The sequence below is a fragment of the Bradyrhizobium genosp. SA-3 genome (assembly GCF_004212635.1).
GTDB lineage: Bacteria > Pseudomonadota > Alphaproteobacteria > Rhizobiales > Xanthobacteraceae > Bradyrhizobium.
On sequence record NZ_PSRT01000048.1, the window covers coordinates 20,958 to 43,422 of the forward strand.

Below are 22,465 nucleotides of genomic sequence, written 5' to 3' on the forward strand. Positions count from 1 at the left end.
CGATCAGAATCCATTGCGAAGCAGCGTCTGCAATTCAGCCTTGCTGAGATCGCCGAGCCCCAGCGTCTCGAGTGTACGGCCACTTCGCGAAAAATCCTCGCTGCAGATTGCGCCGCCGATCGCCAGGAATGCTTTGGCCAGCGGTGTGGTCACGCCAGTCAGGTCTGCGACGGAGACCAGCAACGACAGCCCGAGCCGCAGATCCTCACGCATGTAGCGGTGCTCGGTCAGCACGATCCGTTCGCGCCAGTCGCCGGAATCGGTCAGGCGGTCGTGCGAGCCGCGGCCATACATCCAGATCTCGCCTTCCTTCGCGTAGTGATGAGCGAGCGGGAAATGCGGCGCGCCGTAACCGAGCGCCTCGCGCACCGCGATGCGCTCCGCGTCGAGCGCGTCGGTGACCCGGCGGATCGCGGCTTGCGTGCCTTCCTTGTGAATGTCCCAGCGCTCGAAATGTTCGATCGGGCCGGCGTTCATCACGATCAACGGCGGATGGATGATGGGTCCTGCATTCATCAGCGCGCCGGACAGCGCATCTCCGCACGGTTCGATCGCGTCCGGGAAGGCGCGTCCAATGACTTTGAGCGCATGCGCTGCCTGATCGAGCGGGAACACGCCGACCGGCAGTCGCTTGGCGCGGATGGTGATCGCGACCTCGAACGGTCCATGCTTGCGGGTCAGCCAGGGCAACGTTCCGGTCTCGGCAAAGCTAGCCTTGGCATGGTTGCCGGCATCTCGGGCCGCTTGGGCGAAGATCATCGAGCCGAATGTCGCCGGCGGTAGAAAAACGACCTGGCCGTCCCGCAGATGCGGGGCGAGCAGACCGGCAATATCCGGCTGTGCGAAGGCGGGGGCGGGGCAGAGGATCAGCTCGACGCCGTTGACGGCTTCGGCGATGTCGGCCGTGATCAGCGCGAGCTTCACGTCGTGGCGGCCGTTATGATCCTTGACCAGGATGCGCGAGCCGGCAGCGCGATGCGCTGCGACCTGATCCGCATCGCGGCGCCAGAGCCGGACCTCATGCCCCGACAGCGCAAAATCGCCCGCGGCCGCGAAAGAGCCGTTTCCTCCACCCAGAACCGCAATCTTCAAGATGTTTCTCCTTGCGCGCGCGATTGCGCATCGAGCTGCTTCAGCAGGAAATGCTGCACCTTGCCCAGCGCCGTGCGCGGCAAGTCGGTGACGAAGACGATATCGCGGGGAACCTTGAATCGCGCGAGCTGCGCCTGGATGTGCGTTCTGAGCTCATCCGCTTGGAGATGCGAGCCGGGTCGCCGGATCACATAAGCGATAGGGACCTCGTCCCAGCGCGGGTCCGGCCGGCCGATCACGGCGCATTCGCTGACATCGGGATGTTCGAGCAGGACGCGCTCGACCTCCGCTGGGTAGACATTCTCGCCGCCGGAAATGATCAGGTTCTTCTTGCGGTCCCGTATCCAGAAATAGCCATCCGCGTCGCACAGGCCGATATCTCCGGTGCGATACCAGCCGTCCTGCAGTGCATCGCGCGTGGCGTCCGCATTGCCCCAATATTCGAAAAACACGTTGGCGCCGCGCACCGCGATTTCGCCCGGTGTGCCAGCCGGCACCTCGGCGCCGGCCTGATCGACCACCTTGGCCTCACAACACAAGCCGGCGAGTCCGGTCGATCCCACACGCGACAGATCGCCGCCGAGGCGGGTGTAAATTGCGATGGGGCAGGTTTCAGTGGAGCCGTAGACCTGAAGCACGGGAACGCCCCGCGCGACGAAGCGATCGATCAGGTGCGGCGGCACGATGGTCGAGCCCGTGGCGACGGCCTTGAGTGACGAGAGATCGGCCGTCGTCCAGGCAGGATGCTCGCTCACGGCCTGGATGATCGCCGGCACCATCACGGTCAGCGTCGGCCGCTCGCGTTCGATCGCCGCGAGCGCCGCATCCGGCATGAAGCGGGCGTGGACCGTGACGGTTGCGCCCAACTGCAGCGCGGGCGTGGTCTGGATATTGAGGCCGCCGACATGGAAGAACGGCAACACGGTCAGCACGTGGTCGTCCGACGTCATGTTGTGCATGTGCTGGCTCATGACGCCGTTCCAGAACAGCGCCTCTTGCCGCAGCACAGCGCCCTTCGGCCGTCCCGTCGTTCCTGACGTGTAGACGATGAGGAGCGGGCAGGAGAGGTCGGTGTGCGGGTTGCGGCCGCTGCCCTGGCTACGAGCCAGCATACCTTCGAATGTCGCGCCGCGAGGCGGCATGAAGTCGAGGCCGACGACGGATGTCCCCGGCGCGGTCCGCCCAAGCTCGGCAAGCACTCCCTCAAATGCCTGCTCGAGCACCAGGACCTTGGCGCCGGCATCACTCAGAATGAACAGCTGCTCGGCGACCGCCAGCCGCCAGTTCAGCGGCACCAGCATCGCCCCGAGCCGCGCACAAGCGTAGAGCAGAACGAGGTAGTCCGGCCGGTTCAGACTCAGGATCGCGACACGGTCGCCGCGGCCGACGCCGAGTTCCTGCTTCAAGGCGGTTGCGGTCCGTTCGATGCGTGCGGCGAATGCGGCATAGCTCAGCCGTTCGCCTTCGAAGGCAACGGCCGTCTTGTCTGGCGCGAACGCCGCGTTGCGGTCGATCAGGCTACAGAGGTCCACCGTCAGTCGTCCGTCTCGCCGGCCTCGTACAGCGCCTCGCGTCCGATCCGGTCGAGGCAGAGCTCGGCGGTCCAGGGCAACATCAGCGAACCGCAGCGGCTGTCGCGATAGATCCGCTCCAGCGGCAGCGACCGCAGCATGGCCTGACCGCCGCAGGTGCGGATCGCGAGCGCGGCGAGCTCATTGGCACCCTCCATCACCGAGTATTGTGCGGCGTAGGCGCGCAGAACCTGTTCCTTGCTCGGATTAGCGCGGGCTTCGGTCACAGCCTGGAACCAGATCGCCTTGATCTGCTCGAGCTTGATTTGCATCTGCGCGACCGCGATCTGCTTGGTCGGGTACATCCTGCGTTTGACCGGCGGCATGCCGGGCACCTCGCCGCGCAAATAACGCACGGTGAAATCGTAAGCGGCTTGCGCGAGGCCCATATAGGTCGGCGATAGCGTCAGGAACATGTGCGGCCAGCGCATTGCGGCCTGGAAATAGACGCCGCGCGGCATCAGCGCAGAATCCTCCGGCACGAACACGTCCTTGAACAGCAGCGTCCGCGAGACGGTGCCACGCATGCCGAGCGGATCCCAGTCGCCGACGACCGAGACGCCTTGCGATTTGGCGGGGATGGCCAAATAAAGGGTGTTGCGGCGCGAAGCCTTGCCGCCTTCCTCGATCTCGGTGCACAGCACGCCGTAATAGTCGGCATGGCCGGAGAGCGACGCAAAGATCTTCTTGCCGTTGACGATCCAGCCGCCCTCGACTGGCCTTGCTTCCGTGCCGAAAGCGACACCGCCTGCCGCCGCCGCGCCGCCTTCGGAGAAGGGCTGCGAGTAGATCGCGCCGTTCTCGACGATGCGCTTGTAGTGGGCCGCGCGCCGCCGCTCGTGCTCGGCACGAGTCTGCGCGTCCATGTCGAGATCGTCGGCCAGCGGGCCCGACCACAGCGTCGAGCACACATGCATGTTCCAGGTCAGCGCCGTCGCGCCGCAATAGCGGCCGATTTCGGCGGCGGCCAAGGCATAGGTCTGGTAGTTCGCGCCGAGGCCGCCGTGCTTCTTGGGGACGGCAATGCCGAGCAGGCCGGTGCGGTGCAGATCGCGATAATTCTCGGTCGGGAAGGTCGCCTCGCGATCGTAGGTCGCGGCGCGGCCGGCGAACACGCTCTGGCCGATCTCGCGGGCGCGCGCAATGATGCCGGCCTGCTCGTCACCCAGGCGATATGCGACGGGATCGAAGATCGGAGCATCGAGCACGGCCTTGTCGCTTGCGCCGATATTCTTGCCGACTTGCATGGTCATGGCGCAGTCACCTTACGCTTTGGTCGCGAGAGAGTTCAGGAACCAGCCGAGCGCTTCGTTGAAGGCATCGGGGCGTTCGAGATTGGCGAGATGGCCCACGCCAGCGAGCTCGACATATTCAGCCCCGGGAATAAACGTCGCCGTCTTCGCCATCATCGGTGCGGGCGCGTTGTTGTCCTTGGAGCCGGACAGCAGCAGCGTCGGGACGGAAATATCCCTAAGCGTGCTGCGCTGATCGAACCCGATGAGCGCCAGCATCATGGCGCGATAGCTGGCCTCAGGCACGCTTGCCATGCATTCGCGGGCGAGCTCCATCCCCTTTGGATCGGGATCGTCGCCGACCAGCTCCTTCACCAGCGAAGGCGCCAGCGACGTCATTGTCTCCCCGCGATCCAGCGGCCCGAGCCGCGCTGAGATGAAGGATTTCTGCCAATCGCCGTCGGCCTTGCCGAAGGCCGGACTGGTCTGCGCCAGGACGATTGCGCGCGCCAGTTTCGGCGACTGCACCAGCCATTTCTGGACGATCATGCCGCCGATCGAATGGCCGACCAGAATGGGCTTGCTTGCGCCGAGCTGCTCGATGAATTGCTGGAGCGCATCGGCCAAGGCAGCGATGCTGACACTGGCCAGCGGCGCCGATCCGCCATAACCCGGCATGTCCCATGCGATCGCGCGGAAGCGGTTGCCGAATGTGGCGAGCTGGTGCCGCCAGGCTCGCGCCGCGCCGCCAATGCCGTGCAGGAAAATCAAAGGTGTCGCGCCCGGATCGCCCGCGGCTTCGTAGGCGAAGCGTCCGTCCTTTGTTATCATTGGCGCAGGCTGCGACACGCGACAATCCTTTTGCTTGGCTCTGTGATGCTAACAGGCTCGCGGACGATGGGAAGGGATAATTTTATACTTAAAGCAATTTTCGGGCCGGTCGCCATGCGGCCGTTCCCCATATCGATCGGCGCTTTCGTTGCAAAAATTTGAAGGTTAAAATATATCCAGGGAACGATCAGCATCTCAGGGAGCCAGCGCATGTCCGGATTGCCGCATTCGCCGCACGCGTTGGTGACCGGTGGTGGTCGCGGCATCGGACGCGCTATCGCGGCCTCGCTTGTCGGTGCTGGCGCGACCGTGACCGTGCTTGGCCGGAATGCGGTGCCTCTTGCAGAGGCAGTCAACGTAGGCGCCGCGCATTTCGCGGCTGTTGCCGACGTCGCTGATGAAGCATCGTTGAAGGCGGCCATCCTTGAAGCGAGTGCGCGCAAGCCGATCGACATCCTGATTGCCAACGCAGGCAGCGCTGAATCGGCGCCATTCGCGAAATCGGACGGCGCCCTCTTCAGCCGCATGATGGATGTCAATTTCATGGGCGTGGTCCATGCCATCCGCGCCGTGTTGCCGGGCATGAAAGACCGTCCCTATGGCCGCATTGTCGCGGTTGCGTCGACGGCCGGGCTCAAGGGCTATGCGTATGTCAGCGCCTACGCTGCGGCCAAGCACGCCGTGGTCGGCCTCGTGCGTTCGCTCGCCCTCGAGATGGCCGGAAGCAATGTGACGGTGAATGCGGTGTGTCCCGGCTTCACCGACACCGATCTGGTCGCCGGCAGCATCGAAAACATCATGACGAAGACCGGCCGAACCCGCGAGCAGGCGATCGCCGAGCTCGCGAAACATAATCCGCAAGGAAGACTGATCACGCCTCAAGAGGTGGCCGATGCCGTGCTGTGGCTGTGCGGTGAGGGCGCCGGCGCGATCACCGGACAGGCGATCGCGGTTGCCGGTGGTGAAATCTAGCGTGTGTGGCGCAGGCGCGAAACAAGGAAGCTAAGGAGATCGCATGAGCAGACCAGCCAATCCCGTCACCATACCGCTTGCAGATTACTCGCCGCAGCACTTCCTGCTGGCCGTGGTCGACGGTGTCGCGACGGTTACGCTCAATCGCCCCGAACGAAAGAATCCGCTCACCTTCGAAAGCTACCGGGAACTGACCGATTTCTTCCGCGCCTGCGCCTTCGATGATGCGGTCAAATCCATCGTCGTCACCGGAGCCGGCGGCAATTTCTCGTCCGGCGGCGACGTGTTCGAGATCATCGGCCCGCTCGTGAAGATGGATACCAAGGGGCTGACCGCCTTCACGCGCATGACCGGCGACCTCGTCAAGGCGATGCGGGCCTGCCCGCAGCCGATCGTGGCTGCGGTCGAGGGCATCTGCGCCGGCGCCGGGGCGATCATCGCCATGGCGTCGGATATGCGCCTCGCGGCGAGCGGCACAAAGGTCGCGTTCCTGTTCAACAAGGTCGGCCTCGCCGGCTGCGACATGGGCGCCTGCGCGATCCTGCCGCGGATCATCGGACAGTCACGTGCCTCCGAACTGCTCTACACCGGCCGGTTCATGACCGCGGAGGAGGGCGAGCGCTGGGGCTTCTTCAGCCGCCTCGTCACGCCCGAGCAGGTGCTGCCCCAGGCGCAATTGCTGGCCAAGCAGGTCGCGGAAGGACCGACCTTCGCCAACACCATGACCAAGCGGATGCTGGCGATGGAATGGGCGATGTCGGTGGAGGAGGCGATCGAGGCCGAGGCCGTTGCCCAGGCGCTGTGCATGACGACGGCGGATTTCGAGCGCGCCTTCGAGGCTTTTGCCAACAAGGTCAAGCCGGTCTTCAGGGGCGACTAGGACGCTCGTCTTTACGGGGGCACCCGGCAACGGAGGACTTGCGCGAAATTATTTTAGGCTTAAAATAGTTTTCGTGACCAGGTGAATTGGCGAGGCTCCCATGAAAGTCGCGATCATCGGTGGCGGACCTGCGGGTCTTTACGCTGCGATCCTGCTCAAGAAGCAGCGCCCAGGCGCCGAAGTCAGCGTGTATGAGCGCAATCGGGCCGATGACACGTTCGGCTTCGGCGTGGTGTTCTCCGACGCCACGCTGGACAATTTCGAGAAGCACGATCTTCCAAGCTACCGCCGCATCACCCAGGAATTCGCCTATTGGGACGATATTGCCGTGCATTTCCGCGGCACGGTGCACCGGGTCGGCGGCAACGGCTTTTGCGGCTGCTCACGGCAGAAGCTGCTGCTGATCCTTCAGGAGCGGGCACGCGAGCTGGGCGTCTCCCTGCATTTCGAAGTGGATATCGACGACGAATCCCGCTTCGCCGACGCCGACCTCATCCTGCTTGCGGACGGTATCAACAGCCGCTTCCGCGAGAAATACATCGATCATTTCCAGCCCGAGGTCGATGTTCGCTCCAACAAGTTCGCCTGGATGGGCTCGACCAGGCCGCTCGATGCCTTCACTTTCATCTTCCAGGAAACCGAGTGGGGGGCCTTCATCGCCCATGCCTATCAGTATGAGGCCGGGCATTCGACCTGGATCTTCGAGACCGACCCTGAAACGTTCGAGCGGGCAGGGCTGACGGGGCTGGACGAGGCTCAGTCCGCCGCGCGGATGGCGGACATCTTCGGCTGGTTCCTCGATGGGCACAAGCTGCTGACCAACCGCTCGATGTGGCGCAACTTCCCCATGATCCGCAGCAAGCGCTGGGTCAAGGACAACATGGTCCTGCTCGGCGATGCCAAGGCGAGCGCGCATTTCTCGATCGGCTCGGGCACCAAGCTCGCGATGGAGGACGCCATCGCGCTGGCCGAAGCGATGGAGAAGGCGCCCAGCATCGAGGCGGCGCTGGAGGTCTATGAGAACGGCCGCCGCGAGGAGGTCGAGAAGACGCAGCATGCCGCCGACGTCTCGCTGGTCTGGTTCGAGCACGTCGACCGCTTCTGGGATTTTGACCCCGTGCAGTTCGCCTTCGGCGTGATGACGCGCTCGAAGGCGATCACCTACGACAATCTCAAGCTCCGCGCGCCGGATTTCGTGGCCGAGGTCGACAAGTCGTTCGCCAAGCAGGTGCGCAGCAGCGGCTTCGATGTCGACACCGACCGGCCGATGGTGCCGCTGTTCCAGCCGTTCCGCTTGCGAGAGATGGAGCTGGCCAATCGCGCGGTGATGTCGCCGATGTGCATGTATTCGGCGCGGGAGGGTGTGCCGACCGACTTCCACCTGGTGCATTACGGCTCGCGCGCGATCGGCGGCGCCGGGCTGATCTTCACCGAGATGGCCTGCGTCAGCCGCGATGCCCGGATCACGCCCGGCTGCGCCGGTCTCTGGACCGACGAGCAGGAAGCCGCGTGGCGGCGCATCGTGGATTTCGTCCACGGCAATTCGGCCGCGAAAATCTGCCTGCAACTGGGCCACGCCGGCCGCAAGGGCGCGACCAGATTGATGTGGGACGGCATGGACCGGCCGCTGGAGCAGGGCGGTTGGGAGGTCTTTTCGGCGTCGCCGCTGCCCTATTTCCCCGACAGCCAGGTGCCACGCGAGCTCGATCGCGCCGGCATGAATGCGGTAAGGGACGCTTTCGTCGCGGCGGCCGAGCGCGGCGAGCGCTGCGGCTTCGACATGCTCGAATTGCACTGCGCCCACGGCTATCTGCTCGCGAGCTTCATCTCGCCGCTCACCAACACCCGCACGGACGATTATGGCGGTTCGCTCGAAAACCGGCTGCGGTTTCCGCTCGAGATCTTCGAGGCGCTACGCGCGGTGTGGCCGTCGCACAAGCCGATGTCGGTGCGTATCTCTGCGACTGACTGGGCGGAGGGCGGCATCACCGGCGACGACGCCGTCGCCGTCGCGCGCGCCTTTGCCGAGGCGGGTGTCGATCTCGTCGACGTTTCGACCGGGCAGACCGTGCGCGATGCGCAGCCGGTGTACGGGCGCATGTTCCAGACGCCGTTCTCCGACCAGGTCCGCAACGAGGCGCGGGTGGCCACCATGTGCGTCGGCAACATCACGACGGCGGACCAGGCCAACACCATCTTGGCCGCCGGCCGGGCGGATCTCGTCGCCCTCGGCCGTCCGCATCTGGTCGACCCGTTCTTCACCATGAAGGCGGCGGCCTGGTACGGGGCAAACGACGCTTTCTGCCCGCCGCAATATCTGCCCGGAAAGGATCAGATTTTCCGTAACAGCGTCCGTGACCGGCAGGATTTCGAGGAGCTGAGAATTAAGGCTAAGCCCAAGACGCGGGCCGAGCTCAAGGCGGAGGCGACAAAGCCGCTTGCGGCGGAGTGACCGCTCGTGCGACCTTGCCCCATTGCCTGTGTTTCGAGTGGAGTAAGGGCGATGAAGGCGATTATCGTCGGTGGCGGTATCGGTGGTCTCACCACGGCATTGATGCTGCGCTCGCGCGGCCTCGATTGTGAGATCTTCGAGCAGGCCGACACCATTCGCGAGCTCGGCGTCGGGATCAACACGCTGCCGCATGCCATGCGCGAGCTGGCCGGGCTCGGCCTGTTGCAGAAGCTCGACGAGGTCGCGATCCGCACCGATCAGCTCTATTACCTCAATCGCCACGGCCAGGAGGTCTGGCGCGAAGCTCGCGGCATCGACGCCGGCCACGACGTGCCGCAATTCTCGATCCATCGTGGGCGCCTTCAGGGCGTCATCCATCGCGCCGTCGAGGAGCGGCTCGGGCAGCAAGCGATTCACACCGGCTGCCGGCTGGGTGCGTTCACGCAGGACGAGGGCGGCGTCACGGCCTATTTCTTCGATCGCGTCGGCGCGCATGTCCACACCGCGCGCGGCGATATCCTGATCGGCGCCGACGGCATCCATTCGCGCGTCCGCGAGACGCTGTTCCCGAACGAGGGGCCGCCGTGCTGGAATGGCCTGATGCTGTGGCGCGGCGCCCGCGATTGGCCGCTGTTCCTCACCGGCAAGTCGATGATCGTGGCCGGTGGTCTCAACGCCAAGGTGGTGATCTATCCGATCGCGGAAGGATCGAGCCCGGCGAGCCGTCTGACCAATTGGGCGGTGCTCGTCAAAGTGGGCGAAGGCAATGCACCCCCACCGCGGAAAGAAGATTGGTCGCGGCCGGGCCGCCGCGAGGAGCTGATGCCGCATGTCGCGCGCTTCTCGGTGCCCTATATCGACGTGAAGAGCCTGATCTCGGCGACGCCCGAATTCTACGAATATCCGACCTGCGACCGCGATCCCTTGCCCTATTGGTCGTCCGGGCGCGTCACGTTGCTCGGCGACGCCGCGCATCCGATGTATCCGGTCGGCTCCAATGGTGCCTCGCAGGCGATCCTCGACGCGCGCTGTCTTGCCGACGTGCTGGTGCGCGCCGACCACCCGCGTCAGGCGTTGCTCGAATACGAGAAGAAGCGTCTGCCGATGACGGCCGAGATCGTCCGCTCCAACCGGCGCGGCGGCCCCGAAGGCGTCATTGACGCCGTCGAACAGCTCGCGCCTGATGGTTTCGACAATGTCGATAACGTCCTGAGCTATTCCCAGCGCGAAGCGATCGTGCGCGGCTATGCCACCAAGGCAGGCTTTGCCGCAGTGCCGGGACTTGCGGCGGTGCGCGCCTGAAGTCGCCGCTAGCCGCCGGGCGGCGGCGGCAGGAAGTGGATGTTGAACTCGGCGGCCATCGCCACCACGTCCTCGGGCTTCTGCTCCTTCATGTTGTGAAGGCCCCAGAACAGATCGAACAGCTTGCGGCTCGGCGAGACCCAGAATAGCACCTTTGCGGTCTGCTCCGACTTGTTGAAGATCCCGTGCGGCACGCCCATGCCGAGGCGGATCAGGTCGCCCGCGGTCGCCTGCGCCTCGGAATTGCCGAGCATGAAATCGAGCTTGCCCTCCAGCATGTAGAGATACTCATCCTGGTCAGGGTGAATATGCGGCGGCACGAACGTGCCTGGCGGCAGTGTCGCATGCCAGGAGAAGCTGTTCTCGGCGTAGCTCTTCGGCACATAGGTCTGGCCGAGGATGTTCCAGGAGATGCCCTGGATGCCCTCATTGGCCCGGGTGATGCCGGTGATTTCGCTCTTCATTGCAGTCCTCCGCGATACACGTCCTTAGTTCGCCGCCTTGCAGTCCTTGGCATAGCGGTCGCCGTAATTCTCGAAGACCTTCTGCACGATCTCGGTCTGGAACTTGCCGTCCGGACGCTTGGCGACCTTGGTCAGGTAGAAATTCTGGATCGGATAGCCGTTGGTGTTGAACTTGAAGGCGCCGCGCAGCGAGGTAAAGTCGGCTTTCTTCAATGCGGCGGCGACGGCGTCCTTGTTGGAGAGGTCGCCCTTCACGGTCTTGACCGCGCTGTCGATCAGCATCGCGGCGTCATAGGCCTGGAAGGCGTAGGTACCGGGCACGCTGTTATAGGCGGCCTCATAGGCGGCGACGAACTTCTTGTTCTGCGGATTATCCAGATTGGGCGCCCAGTTCGCGCCGCCGAACATGCCGACGGCCGCGTCCTGCTGCGCCGGCAAGGTCGATTCATCCACCGTGAACGCCGAGAGCACCGGAATGGTGTCGGCCAGCCCTGCCTGGCGGTATTGCTTGACGAGATTGACGCCGAGGCCGCCCGGCATGAACGTGAACAGCGCATCGGGCTTCTGCGACGAGATCTTGGAAAGCTCCGGCTGGAAGTCCAGCGTGTTCAGCGGCATGTAGGATTCCTCGACGATCTCGCCCTTGTAGTCGAGCTTGAAGCCCGCCACCGAATCCTTGCCGGCCTGATAGTTCGGGACCATCAGATACATGCGCTTATAGCCGCGATCCTGCGCGACCTTGCCAAGGATCTCGTGCACTTGATCGTTCTGGTAGGAGGTCACATAGAAGAACGGGTTGCAGTCCTTGCCGGCAAACGTCGACGGGCCGGCATTGGGGCTGATCAGGAAGGTTTTCGATTCTGTGATGGGCCGGTGGATCGCCTGGAGGATGTTGGAGAAGATCGGGCCGACCACGAAGTCGACCTTATCGCGCTCGAGCAAGCCCTTGACCTTCGTCACCGCCGCATCCGGCTTCAATTCGTCATCTGCGACGATCACCTCGACATCGCGGCCGCCCATCTTGCCGCCGAGATCCTTCACTGCGAGCGCGAAGCCGTCGCGGACTTGCTGGCCCAGCGCAGCGGCAGGTCCCGACAGGGTCACGACCACACCCAGCTTGATTTTCTCCTGGGCGAGGGCAGGGCTCATCGCGGTGCCGAGCAGCATGGCGGCTGCGGCCAAGGTCATTTGCGTCTTCATGATCTGTCCCTCGTGACGATCGGCTTGCGCTGCAAGCCGCGTACTCCAATCCAAGCTTATGCCGATGATGGCCGCCGCGGCAAGCCGAGCTCGAGGCGTCGCATCCGGCGGGCAGCGGCGCATGCAAGCGGCGCGCCAATTATTTGAAGCCTAAAGAAGTTGGACGTGCGGTCGATTGTTGCAGCTTTGGACTTGCAGCCGGCCCCGATTTATTTGAAGCTCAAAACGTTAGGGAATCCGTGCCGGCGCCAATGCCGGCCGTGAGTGACTGCATCAACATGCTCGATTCCGAGACCAAGGCCGTCGAAACGCCGGAGGACCATGCCGAAGAGCTTCGGCTGTGGCTGCGGCTCTTGACCTGCACGACCCTGATCGAAGGGGAAGTCCGCGGCCGGCTGCGGCAGCGGTTCGACGTCACTTTGCCCCGGTTTGACCTGATGGCGCAGCTCGACAAGGCGCCGGACGGCATGACGCTATCCGATGTCTCCAAGCGCATGATGGTGTCGAACGGCAACGTCACCGGCCTTGTCGAGCGTCTCGTGGAATCCGGTCACCTCGACCGGCGTACCTCGGAGACGGACCGCCGCGTCCAGGTGATCCGCCTCACAAAACTCGGGCGTGCCGAGTTTCGCAGAATGGCTGCGGAACACGAAACCTGGATTGCCGACCTTCTCGCCGATCTGACGCCGAAGGATGTGCGCGAATTGATGCGGCTCCTGGCCAGGACCAAGGCGTCGGCGCAGAAATCGGCCGCGCGCCGCCGGCCGTAAGCAGGCGGGCGGGCCGCCGAACCATTTGCCGCAGGAAAAAGCAAGGAATGCCCAAAATCCGCTATTGCGCCAAATTGTTTTAAGCCTAAAATGTTTTCCAGATCGTGCTGCCGGGTGCAATCCATGCTGAAAGGAGCGTGCGATGGCCAACGCCGCCAAGGTTCAAGTGTCGGGCTCGTGTGACGGCAATACTGCGACGGCCCATATCGATACGTTCGCGCGGCAACATCTGCCGCCGCGCGAGCTCTGGCCCGAATTCATCTTCACGCGGCCGGAGCTGCGCTACCCAGCGCGATTGAACTGCGTCAGCTATTTCCTCGATCGCTGGGTCGAGCAAGGCCACGGCGATGCGCCTTGCGTCATCAGTCCTGCAGTCAGCTACACCTATCGCGAGCTGCAAGCCCTCGTGAACCGCATCGCCAACGTGCTGGTCGGCAAGCTGGGTCTCGTAACCGGCGGGCGCGTGCTGCTGCGCTCGGCCAACAATCCGATGATGGTCGCGACCTATCTCGCGGTCATCAAGGCCGGCGGCATCGTCGTGGCGACCATGCCGCTCTTGCGAGCCAAGGAGCTGTCATATCCGATCCAGAAGGCGGAGATCACGCTCGCGCTGTGTGACGGAAAGCTCTCCGAGGAGATGGAGAAGGCGAAGGCCGCGGCGCCGGGCTTCAAGCACGTGGTCTATTGGGGCAACGGCGCCGCCGATTCGCTCGAAGCGCTGATCGCGGATGCGAGCCCGGAGTTCAAGGCTGTCGATACCGCGTCCGACGACGTCTGCCTGATCGCCTTCACGTCGGGCACGACAGGCGATCCCAAGGGCACCATGCATTTCCACCGGGACATGCTGGCGGTCTGCGACGGCTACGCGCGCAACATCTTGCGCGCCGAGCAGAAGGATCGCTTCATCGGCTCGGCACCGCTCGCCTTCACCTTCGGCTTCGGCGGTGTGTTGTTTCCGATGCATATTGGCGCCTCCTTCGTGGTGCTGGAGAAGACGACGCCGGACGACATTCTGAATGCGATCGAGCAGTACAAGACCACGGTCTGCTTCACCGCACCAACCGCATACCGGGCCATGCTCGGCAAGCTCGCGGGCCGTGACATCTCCTCGCTTCGCAAATGCGTCTCCGCGGGCGAGACGCTGCCCAAGCCGACATTCGAGGCCTGGCTGAAGGCCACGGGCATCAAGCTGATGGATGGCATCGGTTCGACCGAACTGCTGCACATCTTCATCAGCGCGACCGAGGAGGAGATCCGCCCCGGCGCGACCGGCAAGCCGGTGCCGGGCTATGAGGCCAAGGTCGTCGACGATGCCGGCAACGACGTGCCGCCGGGCACGATGGGCCGACTGGCGGTACGTGGGCCGACCGGCTGCCGTTATCTCGCCGACGAGCGGCAACGGAAATACGTCCAGAACGGCTGGAACATCACCGGCGACACCTATCTGATGGATAGCGACGGCTATTTCTGGTACCAGTCGCGCTCCGACGACATGATCGTCTCGGCCGGCTACAATATCGCAGGCACGGATGTCGAGGCAGCGCTGCTCACGCATCCGTCCGTCGTCGAATGCGGGGTCGTCGGTGCGCCGGACGAGGCACGCGGCATGATCGTGAAGGCCTATGTCGTCGCCGCGCCCGGTGTGACGCCCGACGCGCAGCTCGTGGCCGAATTGCAGGAACATGTCAAACGCGAGATCGCGCCGTACAAATATCCGCGCGCGATCGAATTCGTGACGCAATTGCCGAAGACCGAGACCGGCAAGTTGAAGCGTTTCGCCCTGCGTCAGCTGGCGCAGGCCGCGGCGACGTCCTCAGGCGTCGCTGCGGAATGAGAGAAGGATAGAGAAGTGTCCGTGACGACGCCAAAAGGCCCGCAGCTCGCGGTGCTGCCGACAGCAGCCGAGCACGAAACCCGCTCCCGCGCGCAAATCCTCCAGCCGTCCGGCTGGCCGATGCCAAAGGGTTATGCCAACGGCATGGCTGCCGATGGGCGGATCGTCGTCACCGGCGGGGTGATCGGCTGGGATGCCCAAGAGCGTCTCGCGGACGGCTTCGTCGCGCAGGTGCGCCAGACCCTGAGCAACATCGCCGAAATCCTGGCCGAAGCGGGCGCCCGGCCCGAACACCTCGTGCGCCTGACCTGGTATGTCGTCGACATGGACGAGTACCTGGCTAATCTGAAGGAGCTGGGCAGGGTCTACCGCGACGTCTTCGGAGCGCACTACCCTGCGATGGCGCTGGTTCAGGTGGTCCGGCTCGTCGAGAAGGCGGCGCGCGTCGAAATCGAGGCCACTGCCGTCATTCCTCGCTGAGTTCGGCCCTGATCAGCTCGGCTTGATCAGCTCGCCTTGGCGAGCTCGTCGTCCTCGGGCGAGTTCAGATAGACGCCGGACATGGTGTCGACCCAGCAGAGATGGTCGTGCACCGTCTTCACGCCTTCGACGTTCTCCGCCGCGACGATGGCCGCCTGCCGTGCGCGTTCTTCGGTGATGACGCCACTGAGGTGAACGATGCCGTCACGGACGATGACGTTCAGCCCGAATGGGCACCAGTCGTTCTTCTCCATGATGTCGATGATTCGGCTGCGAATGTGATCGTCGTCCGCCGTCGGATCCGGCACTTCGCGAGCGAGCCCCGCCACCGCCTGTAGCAAATTGGCGCGGGATACGATTCCGACGACCTTGTCGCCGCGCACCACCGGCAGCCGCTTCACGTTGTTCCGTTCCATGAGATCGACGATCTCCGCGAGCGCGGTATCCTCGGTGATGGTCACGACCGAGGCTGTCATCACCTCCGAGACCTTGCGGCCATGCTCGTGGACGAAGTCGCTGGCCGATTTGCCCGGACCAAGGATGAATCTCAGCCAGCGCCCCCGCTTGCGTCCGGTGCCGATTTCGCTGCGGCGGATGAAATCTCCTTCCGAGACGACGCCGACCAGCTTGCCGGTATTGTCGACGACCGTGAGGCCGCTGACATGCCGCTTCAGCATGATGTTCGCCGCCTCGACGATGCTGGTGTCAGGAGTAACCGAAATGACCGACCGAGTCATGATCTGGTGGGCGCGCATGAAGAACTCCGCTGGCTCGTCGAATGTCGATGCGCAAAACCTAGCGGGGACGTCGAGATGCGGTTTGACCCAGGTCAAGTGGACGAGGCCGCTTGGTCCTGGTTCAGCGATTGTGATCTGGGCCGGATTTGATGCAGCTCAACGCGCATCCGAAGCGTCGCCATATCCTGCTGCCGACGTAGACCGGAAGCCGGCAGGGAACATTCAGCCATGAGCGTCGTGCAGAAATTTCCACGGGTCGATGAGCCGGCGGCGCATGCTCTCGTCAATCCCGTTGCCGGCCCTCGAGCCGCTGCGGCAGGCCCCGAAAAGCCCGCAGGGAAGCCGGTCACCGCAGATCTGCCGCCAGCATCGGAGCCGTATCCCCTCGACCGCGCGTTTCATGCCATGCTGGCACGGTTCACAGGCGGAATCTCGCCAATGGCCTTGTCGATCGCCTGGCTCGATTGGAGCTCGCATCTCGCCGCAGCCCCGCAGCGCCAGATGGAGATTTCCCGCAACGTTCTTCGCGACACCGGCCGGCTGCTGGAAGCTGTCGTGCACGCGACGTCGCAAAAACCGTGGTCCGTCATTCAGCCGCAGGGACGCGATCGCCGCTTCAGGCAACCGCAATGGGAGGTCCCGCCGTTCAATCTGCTAGCGCAGGCGTTTCTGCTCGCAGAGCGCTGGTGGCACGATGCCACGACCGGCGTGCGCGGCGTGTCGCATGCAAATGAAGCCATCGTCGAGTTCTCGGTGCGCCAGATGCTCGACATGCTGGCGCCGTCGAATTTCGCGGCGACCAATCCGCAGGTGTTGGAGAAGGCGTTCCAGAGCGGCGGGGAAAATTTCGTCTTCGGCTGGCAGAACTGGTGCAGCGATCTGATGCGTCTGCTTTCGGTATCGAAACCCGCGGGCCACGCGCAATTTGTCGTCGGCAAGACGGTGGCGGCTTCGCCCGGCAATGTCGTCTATCGCAACGAGCTGATCGAGCTGATCCAGTACCATCCGACGACTGCGCAAGTGCGGCCCGAGCCGCTCCTGATCGTGCCGGCCTGGATCATGAAGTACTACATCCTCGATCTGTCGCCGCAGAATTCGCTGGTCAAGTATCTGACCGCTCAAGGCTTCACCGTGTTCGCGATCTCCTGGCGCAATCCGGATGCCAACGACCGCGATGTTGCCTTCGATGATTATCGCAAGCTGGGCGTCATGGCCGCGCTGGACACGATCGGCCGGATCATGCCGGGTCGGAAAACCCATGCGCTGGGCTATTGTCTGGGCGGAACGTTGCTATCGATTGCCGCTGCCGCAATGGCGCGCGACGGCGACAGGCGGCTCGGCACGATCACGCTCCTTGCCGCCCAGACCGACTTCACCGAGGCCGGCGAACTGACGCTCTTCATCAACGAGAGCCAGGTCGCTTTCCTCGAAGACATGATGTGGCAGCGCGGTTATCTCGACACGGCGCAGATGGCCGGTGCGTTCCAGCTGCTGCGCTCCAACGAATTGATTTGGTCGCGGCTCTCTCATGACTATCTGATGGGCGAAAGCAGTCCGCCAAGCGACCTGATGGCCTGGAATGCCGACGCGACGCGGCTGCCTTATCGCATGCACTCGGAGTACTTGCGCCAACTGTTTCTCAAGAATGAGCTGGCCGAAGGCCGCTATCGCGTCGAAGGCAGGGGCATTTCGCTCTCGGACATCCATGCGCCGATGTTCGTGGTCGGCACGCTGGCCGATCACGTGGCGCCCTGGCGATCCGTCTACAAGATTCACTATCAGGTTGATGCCGACGTGACGTTCCTGTTGACCAGCGGTGGCCACAATGCCGGTGTCGTCGCTCCACCTGATGACCCTAGGCACAGCTATCAGGTCATGACCAAGGCCGCGGACGCGCCCTATGTCGGTGCAGATGAGTGGCTGAAGCTGGCTCCGCGAGTTGAGGGCTCCTGGTGGCCGGAATGGGCCGGATGGCTGGCGGCGCGCTCCGGGGAGCCCTGTGATCCGCCGCAGATCGGGCTTGGCGACCCGCGAGGCCTGCCCGAAGCGCCGGGAGACTACGTCCGCACCTAGTCCTCAGGCTCTGCATTTGGCGCGAGGTCCGAGGAGCGGAAGGGCTTGGCCTTGTCCAGTTTGCGGTAAGCCGCTGCGGCGGTTCGCAACAGCCTCTTTTCCCGTTTGCGGTCGAGGAAGCGAGTGCCGGCCTCGAAGCCGACACCGTTCAACGACGCCGCCAGCGTTTGCCCTCGCGCATCGTCGTTCAATTGCCCGAGAGATCTTTGCGCCTTGCGCAATTGCTTGAGGATGGACTTCTGCTTCGTCGCCGATCCGTCGGTGAACAGATCCGCCAGCGACTCGACCGAATAGGTCATCCGCTTGTTGAGCAGCCGCAGCCTGTGCCGTTTCTCGACGTCGAGCTTGCTCAGCTTCCGAGCCTTCTTGAGCAGCGTCGTCTCCCACGCGGTCAACCGCGCTGTCGCATGGTCGGCGAGGGAGCAGCGACGCAATCTGATGGCTTCCTTGCTGCGCCGGGTCGACCAGGGGCCGCTCTCGATCCAGGCCGAGGTCTGCTCGACCAGGCGGCGATAGCGCGCGGATTGCAGCGCGCGCGCCAGCAGGCGGTGGCTCTCGGCGCGCTTCTTGTCCCAGTGCTGGAGCTCGGCGATCACCGCGAGCTCGTCGCCACTTTCGGCGAGACCCGCTCGATCGCCACGTCGAGGTCCCTCACCATGCCGAGCTGGCTGTTGAGCCATTTCAGCTCGGCCCAGACATTCGGCCGCAGCGCGTCGTCGACCATCGGCGAGAAGAAGCGGATGGCGGTGCGCAGATGCGTCAGCGCGATCCGGATCTGGTGCAGGGCGTCGGGATCGCCGCGGCAGGTGCCGTCGTGCTGGGCGAGGACGGCATCAAGGTTACGGCGTGCGATGATCCGGAACGCCGTGTCGCAGGCCATGCCGGGGCTGAGGCGGCCGGGCAGCGCATTGCGCCGCGTTGCCGGCATTGCGCGGGCGGCCGTCGAGGTCGTGCTGGGTCGCGCCATCCTTGCCCGCGTCAATCAGATTGCCTTATTTGACCTCAGCGATTGCGTCCCGGCAGCTCTGGAGCGTCTGCTCCTGTGTCCCGGATGCATCGATGGTTGCCCAACCGACATGACCGATATTATAGCGCTCCTGTTGCGCGGCAACCTCTCGCGTGGCGTCGGATGCATCTCTCCGGCGGCTTCCGATGCGCGCCTGCCGGGTCGCGAGGTCGGCCACGAGAAACAGGCCGCTCAGCGGCACGTTGCGCTCGCGCGCCAGTGCGGCGATCGCGTCTCGTTCGGCCTCGGCGGCGAATACACCGTCGATGATCGCCGAATGGCCTTGCGCCAGCACGCGCCGGGCGTAACGAGCCAATGTGCCGTAAACCCGGGCCGTGACCTCTGGCGTGTATGCGAATGGCGGCAGCCGCTGCGTGTCCTTGATCCCGAACATCTGCTTGCGGACGATGTCGCTGCGCAGCACGATCGCCCCCGGCTGTGGCGCGACGACCGGTGCGAGCGCGCGCGCCAAAACCGTCTTTCCGGTGCCGGACAGTCCCCCGACGGCAATCAGCCGCGGAGCTGGGGGGTGGATCAGCGCTCGGGCGAGGCCGAAATAGCGCCGTGCATCGTCGAGGATGCCGGCATCATCAGAACGCGGCGGCTTCAGCCGTGCCAGCGCCACCTGAGCGCGGATTGCCGCCCGGATCGACATGAACAACGGCAGGACGGAGAGCGCGTCGAGATTGTCGGATGGCGTCGCAGCGAGATACCGGTTCAGGACAATGTTGGCCGCGAGCGGTTGATCGTGATGCAACAGGTCCATCAGCGTGAATGCGAGATCGTAGAGCACGTCGACAGTTGCCATCTGGGCATCGAACTCGATGGCGTCGAACAGGACTGGCCGTTCGCCGATCAACACGATATTTGCAAGATGCAGGTCGCCGTGGCAGCGCCGCACAAAGCCGTGGCGGCTGCGCTCTTCGAGCAAGGTGTGGAGGCGCAGAAACATCGCATGCGAGGCTCTGCCGAGCTGCGCGATTTCTTCAGCTTCAAAATGATTGCCTTTTCCCAGGCCATTGCAGTTGCCGTCGATCAGGCCTGGGATGGAGGAGATCCACGCCTTGCCGTCGGAGCGGCCCGCCGCCCCATGCGAAGCCACGATCGCGTCGGCGGCATCCGAGGCTAGATTGTCATCCATCGGGCCGGCCTTGGCCAGATGATCCAGCGTCTGGCTTTCGTCGAAGCGCGACATGTCGACCGCATACTCGATCGGCCGGCCGGGGCCGTCGATCTTCACCGACCCATCCGGCTCCTCCGTGATCGCCACGACGCGATGATAGATCTGCGGCGCCAGCGGCCGGTTGATCCTGATCTCCTCCTCGCAGGCCGCCTTGCGCTTGTCGATCGTCGAATAATCGAGGAACGGAAACTGCACAGCGCGCTTGATCTTCAGCGCGCGGTCGCCGTCGAGAAATACTGAAGCCGCGTGGGTATCGATCCGTCTCACGCCAGGATGTCCAGTTAGGGACTGGAATATCCGGTCCTGGGCCTCCGTCTCATCTCTGATCGATTTTGGCATCTGCGTCACCGTCAGGGCGTCAGCACGGCCGCGCCGAGAATCTGGCCATTCCGCAGCATTCTCAGAACTTCGTTGGCCTGATCGAGCGGAAATGCTGTGGTCTCGGTGCGTATGCCAGCTTGCGGGACGATCCTGAGAAAATCGAGGCCATCCTGCCGGGTCAGATTGGCCACCGAGACCAGCTGCCGTTCCTCCCAGAGCAGCTCATATGGAAAGCTTGGAATGTCCGACATGTGGATTCCGGCGCACACGACGCGGCCGCCCTTGCGTACGGCGCGCAGCGCGGCCGGGACGAGTTCGCCAGCTGGCGCGTAGATGATGGCGGCGTCGAGCGGCTCGTCCGGCGTTTCGTCAGATGCCCCCGCCCAGACGGCGCCGAGACGATAAGCAAGGCCTTGCGCAGCGGCATCGCCACGCCGGGTGAATGCATAGACGGATCGTCCCTGCCAGACCGCAACTTGCGCGATGATGTGGCCGGCCGCGCCAAAACCATAGAGGCCAAGCTTGCTGGCAGAGCCGGCCATTACCAGCGAGCGCCAGCCGATCAGCCCTGCGCACAGCAGAGGAGCAATCTCCACGTCGCTGCCGGCCTCACCGAGCGGAAACGCATAACGCGCATCGGCAATGGTATGCGTGGCATAGCCGCCGTCGCGTGTGTAGCCGGTGAACAAGGGTGCGTCACAGAGGTTTTCCATGCCCTCGCGGCAGAATCGACAATGTCCGCAGGTGAAACCAAGCCAGGGAATGCCAACCCGATCACCAATCGCATGTGTTGCAACATTCGGACCCACGAGATCGACCCGGCCGACGATCTCGTGGCCAGGCACGATCGGATAGCGAATATCGGGCAGCTCGGCGTCGACGACATGAAGATCGGTGCGGCATACTCCGCAGGCGCTGACCTTCACCCGGATCTGGCCTTCGCCGGGGATAGGATCGGGCCGCTCCTCCATCCGGAGCTGCGCTCGTGAGGCCGGCAACACCATCGCACGCATGAACCTCTCCCGGGCGAACCGCTCGGACTGACTTATTCATAGAATGGTCGAGCGGCCAGTCCTTGATGTTGGTCAACGGGCCGTCGCCAACCGACCGGCAGAGTTCCCCGGGCTTGACGAGGATCAAGCGTCCCGACGAAACACGGCCTATTCTGGCGGCTAAGGAGAATCCCGATGGCCATCAAGGACGTCTTTCTGCCGCTTGTCGGCCAGCCGCGCCGGCCGCTTCTAGCCGCGATCGAGAAATGCGTGGCAGTCGCCGCGGACCTCGGCGCCAGGATCACCGCACTTGCACTCGAGGAAGATGTTTTCGTGCGGCCGAAAGTGCTGCTGCCGGACGATCCCGCTGCGGCCGAGGCAACGGGGTTGCTTGGGGCGGGCGATATGCAGCTGCTCCTGAATGCCTTTGCTGATGCATCGTCCCGCGCCGACATTCGCGCCCATGGCCGATCGGCCAAGGTGCCGGCAGACCAGATCGCTTCGATCCTGGCCGAGCATGCGCGCTTCAGCGATCTCACGTTGCTCCCGGTGAAGCCGCACGACAGCCGAACGGAACACATCATCGAGACGCTCCTGTTCGAATCCGGGCGGCCGCTCCTGCTCTGCCCGGAACAGCACGTCGATGAGCTGCGACCGGAATTCGAGAACGTCATGATCGCGTGGGATCACTCCGCGCGTGCGGCGCGTGCGGTCGGCGATGCGCTGCCGGTCGTGCAGGCGGCCGCCTCGGTCCGCGTGGTGACCGTGGCGGACGAGAAGACCGACGCGATCGTGCAATCCGGAACGGCACTCGTCGACCACCTCAGGGAACACGGCGTTCACGCCTCGTTCGAAACGACGAAATGCGGCGGCAGTTCGATCGGCAAGGTGCTCGGAAGCTGGGCGAATTCCCATGCCGTCGATGCGATCGTGATGGGCGCCTATCATCATTCGCGCCTGAACGAGATCGTTTGGGGCGGTGTGACAAAGACCGTCATTGGCCAGCCACCGTGCTGGGTTATGATCTCGCACTAGGCACGCAGTTTCCTGCCTGATCTTCCATCCTCGGAACC

At 64.0% G+C, this 22,465-nt stretch carries 18 protein-coding genes and 1 pseudogene; 9 read left to right on the forward strand and 10 right to left on the reverse strand.

All coding sequences use genetic code 11. From position 1 onward, the window contains the following. Nucleotides 1-3 precede the first annotated feature (3 nt). Genes CWO91_RS18405 through CWO91_RS18420 form a run of 4 tightly spaced genes read right to left on the reverse strand, consistent with a single transcriptional unit; the run spans nt 4 to nt 4,726 of the window. A complete protein-coding gene (locus CWO91_RS18405; RefSeq protein ID WP_130215035.1) occupies nt 4-1,092 on the reverse strand; it encodes an NAD/NADP-dependent octopine/nopaline dehydrogenase family protein in 1,089 nt (362 codons plus the stop codon). Continuing rightward, nucleotides 1,089-2,624 carry a class I adenylate-forming enzyme family protein gene (locus CWO91_RS18410; RefSeq protein WP_130215037.1) on the reverse strand — a complete coding sequence of 512 codons (1,536 nt, stop codon included), beginning with the start codon at nt 2,622-2,624 and terminating at the stop codon, nt 1,089-1,091. The genes CWO91_RS18405 and CWO91_RS18410 overlap by 4 nt, the downstream gene beginning before the upstream one ends. A gap of 2 nt (nt 2,625-2,626) precedes the next feature. Beyond that, complete coding sequence (locus tag CWO91_RS18415) at nt 2,627-3,916, reverse strand: acyl-CoA dehydrogenase family protein (protein ID WP_130215039.1); 1,290 nt, start codon at nt 3,914-3,916, stop codon at nt 2,627-2,629. 12 nt (nt 3,917-3,928) lie between these two features. Continuing rightward, the gene (locus CWO91_RS18420; RefSeq protein WP_245471298.1) at nt 3,929-4,726 is read right to left on the reverse strand and encodes an alpha/beta fold hydrolase; all 798 of its coding nucleotides are present in this window, start codon (nt 4,724-4,726) and stop codon (nt 3,929-3,931) included. 210 nt (nt 4,727-4,936) lie between these two features. Here CWO91_RS18420 and CWO91_RS18425 point away from each other — a divergent pair, with 210 nt between their 5' ends. The 4 genes from CWO91_RS18425 to CWO91_RS18440 all read left to right on the forward strand — a co-directional run bounded on the left by CWO91_RS18425 (nt 4,937) and on the right by CWO91_RS18440 (nt 10,332). Beyond that, nucleotides 4,937-5,698 (forward strand): SDR family NAD(P)-dependent oxidoreductase, encoded by a 762-nt coding sequence (locus CWO91_RS18425; RefSeq protein ID WP_130215044.1) that lies wholly within the window; start codon nt 4,937-4,939, stop codon nt 5,696-5,698. A gap of 43 nt (nt 5,699-5,741) precedes the next feature. Next, nucleotides 5,742-6,578: an enoyl-CoA hydratase family protein gene (locus CWO91_RS18430; RefSeq protein WP_130215046.1), complete on the forward strand. Its 837-nt coding sequence runs from the start codon at nt 5,742-5,744 to the stop codon at nt 6,576-6,578. Nucleotides 6,579-6,678: 100 nt separating this feature from the next. Further along, on the forward strand, nt 6,679-9,030 hold the full coding sequence (locus tag CWO91_RS18435; protein ID WP_130215048.1) for a bifunctional salicylyl-CoA 5-hydroxylase/oxidoreductase: 2,352 nt from the start codon (nt 6,679-6,681) through the stop codon (nt 9,028-9,030). Nucleotides 9,031-9,081: 51 nt separating this feature from the next. Further along, nucleotides 9,082-10,332, forward strand: coding sequence for a flavin-dependent oxidoreductase (locus CWO91_RS18440; protein ID WP_130215050.1), 1,251 nt, complete (start codon nt 9,082-9,084; stop codon nt 10,330-10,332). A gap of 8 nt (nt 10,333-10,340) precedes the next feature. Here CWO91_RS18440 and CWO91_RS18445 read toward each other — a convergent pair whose 3' ends face one another. Together CWO91_RS18445 and CWO91_RS18450 are read right to left on the reverse strand one after the other, a co-directional pair. Continuing rightward, on the reverse strand, nt 10,341-10,796 hold the full coding sequence (locus tag CWO91_RS18445; protein WP_080136282.1) for a cupin domain-containing protein: 456 nt from the start codon (nt 10,794-10,796) through the stop codon (nt 10,341-10,343). Nucleotides 10,797-10,820: 24 nt separating this feature from the next. Beyond that, nucleotides 10,821-11,996, reverse strand: coding sequence for an ABC transporter substrate-binding protein (locus tag CWO91_RS18450; protein WP_130215052.1), 1,176 nt, complete (start codon nt 11,994-11,996; stop codon nt 10,821-10,823). A gap of 251 nt (nt 11,997-12,247) precedes the next feature. Between CWO91_RS18450 and CWO91_RS18455 the strand changes: the two genes are divergently transcribed. The 3 genes from CWO91_RS18455 (at nt 12,248) to CWO91_RS18465 (ending at nt 15,080) form a co-directional block, all read left to right on the forward strand. Continuing rightward, nucleotides 12,248-12,766, forward strand: a complete 519-nt coding sequence (locus CWO91_RS18455; protein WP_165405530.1) for a MarR family winged helix-turn-helix transcriptional regulator — start codon at nt 12,248-12,250, stop codon at nt 12,764-12,766. A gap of 142 nt (nt 12,767-12,908) precedes the next feature. Beyond that, entirely contained in the window at nt 12,909-14,600 is a 1,692-nt protein-coding gene (locus CWO91_RS18460; RefSeq protein WP_130215054.1) for a benzoate-CoA ligase family protein, read from the forward strand. 21 nt (nt 14,601-14,621) lie between these two features. Continuing rightward, entirely contained in the window at nt 14,622-15,080 is a 459-nt protein-coding gene (locus tag CWO91_RS18465; protein WP_130215093.1) for a RidA family protein, read from the forward strand. Nucleotides 15,081-15,106: 26 nt separating this feature from the next. On the opposite strand, the gene CWO91_RS18470 is transcribed toward CWO91_RS18465, so the two are convergent. Beyond that, the gene (locus tag CWO91_RS18470) at nt 15,107-15,835 is read right to left on the reverse strand and encodes a CBS domain-containing protein (protein WP_130215056.1); all 729 of its coding nucleotides are present in this window, start codon (nt 15,833-15,835) and stop codon (nt 15,107-15,109) included. Nucleotides 15,836-16,045: 210 nt separating this feature from the next. Between CWO91_RS18470 and CWO91_RS18475 the strand changes: the two genes are divergently transcribed. Next, complete coding sequence (locus CWO91_RS18475; protein WP_130215058.1) at nt 16,046-17,890, forward strand: PHA/PHB synthase family protein; 1,845 nt, start codon at nt 16,046-16,048, stop codon at nt 17,888-17,890. On the opposite strand, the pseudogene CWO91_RS18480 reads toward CWO91_RS18475, so the two are convergent. The 3 genes and pseudogenes from CWO91_RS18480 to CWO91_RS18490 form a co-directional block, all read right to left on the reverse strand. Continuing rightward, nucleotides 17,887-18,857: pseudogene (locus tag CWO91_RS18480) on the reverse strand (CHAD domain-containing protein). The gene CWO91_RS18475 and the pseudogene CWO91_RS18480 sit on opposite strands and share 4 nt — an antisense overlap. Nucleotides 18,858-18,882: 25 nt before the next feature. After that, the gene (locus CWO91_RS18485; RefSeq protein WP_433995564.1) at nt 18,883-20,418 is read right to left on the reverse strand and encodes an AAA family ATPase; all 1,536 of its coding nucleotides are present in this window, start codon (nt 20,416-20,418) and stop codon (nt 18,883-18,885) included. A gap of 11 nt (nt 20,419-20,429) precedes the next feature. Continuing rightward, a complete protein-coding gene (locus CWO91_RS18490; protein WP_130215060.1) occupies nt 20,430-21,413 on the reverse strand; it encodes a zinc-dependent alcohol dehydrogenase family protein in 984 nt (327 codons plus the stop codon). Nucleotides 21,414-21,587: 174 nt separating this feature from the next. On the opposite strand from CWO91_RS18490, the gene CWO91_RS18495 reads away from it, so the two are divergent. Next, nucleotides 21,588-22,427 carry a universal stress protein gene (locus CWO91_RS18495; RefSeq protein ID WP_130215062.1) on the forward strand — a complete coding sequence of 280 codons (840 nt, stop codon included), beginning with the start codon at nt 21,588-21,590 and terminating at the stop codon, nt 22,425-22,427. Nucleotides 22,428-22,465 lie beyond the last annotated feature (38 nt).